The following is a 1,108-nucleotide window of genomic DNA, read 5'->3' as shown; positions in this document are numbered from 1 at the left end:
TTACTCAGCAGTCAGAAATATAGGAGACAGAAGGCGCTTCGAAGAATGATCGAACCAGCCGGCGATTCTTCTGCATGTCGCGCAGTTGCTGGTCGACTCGGATTTCGAGTTTCTCGCCGGCTCGCAAGGGATTGCGAGCCACACCAGTGCGCTTGACATGACTCCACACCAACTCGTCCGGGTTCAGGTCGGGTGCGTAGCCCGGCAGGATGTGCATGCTCAGCTGGCCCTGGGTGGACTCGATGTACTCGCGCACATTGGCTTTCTTATGGGCCGGCAGTCCGTCGACCACCAGGTGCACGGGCTTGCTGCGGCCCTTCATCATCTTCTTGAGTAGTTCGATGAACAGTTCGGCATTCAACGCACCCTGGTAAGTCGCGAACCAGAAGCCCCCTTTGGCGTTGACAGCTGAGGCCGCCGAGATCGACTGGCGTTGCCCGGGACGCTCGATGACCGGGGTCTTGCCTTTGGGCGCCCAGGTTTTACCGTGCACGGTGTCGGCGCGAAATCCCGATTCATCCCAGAAGTAGACTTCGCCTCCGCTTTTCCTCGCGGCCGCGGCGATGCCGGGGTAGGTTTCACGCTGCCAGCGCTCGATGGCTTGAGGATCGCGCTGGTAGGCGCGCTGCAAAGGCTTTTGTGGGGTCAGTCCGAGYTTGGCCAGCAATGCACCGACTGCCGTCACCCCCATCCTCGCGCCGAACTTCTGCTCAATCAGCGTCACCACAATGGCGCGTGTCCACAGCCCAAAGTCCAGTCCATACTGTCGCGGGTCGCGTCCATTGATCCAACGAAATACTTGGCGCTCCTGCGCGGCACTCAGCGTACGCGGTCGCCCGGTGCCGCGCGTGCCGCGCAGCGCCTTGAGTCCCTTGCCTCGACCCGACGAGGCCTTCAGCCATTTGTAGATCGTCGTGCGGCTGAAGCCGTAGGCGGCAATCACCGCAGAAGGCTTCTCTCCATCGCGAACTCGCTCCACCGCCATCAGGCGAATCTCTTCAAGCGTTTTGTGATCCAGCGTGCGGCCATCTCGTTTCATGCGCTATTGAATCATCAATTCGATTGTCGTGGTGATCTTTTGTAGCCTAAATTATCGACTGCTGAGTAA

At 59.5% G+C, this 1,108-nt stretch carries 1 protein-coding gene; it reads right to left on the bottom strand.

Translation table 11 applies throughout. From position 1 onward, the window contains the following. Nucleotides 1-4 precede the first annotated feature (4 nt). The gene (locus AC1DY5_RS56695) at nt 5-1,039 is read right to left on the bottom strand and encodes an IS630 family transposase (protein ID WP_478122879.1); all 1,035 of its coding nucleotides are present in this window, start codon (nt 1,037-1,039) and stop codon (nt 5-7) included. Nucleotides 1,040-1,108 lie beyond the last annotated feature (69 nt).

The sequence above is a fragment of the Variovorax sp. P4_D9 genome (assembly GCF_056401695.1).
This window is presented reverse-complemented; position numbering and strand designations above follow the sequence as displayed.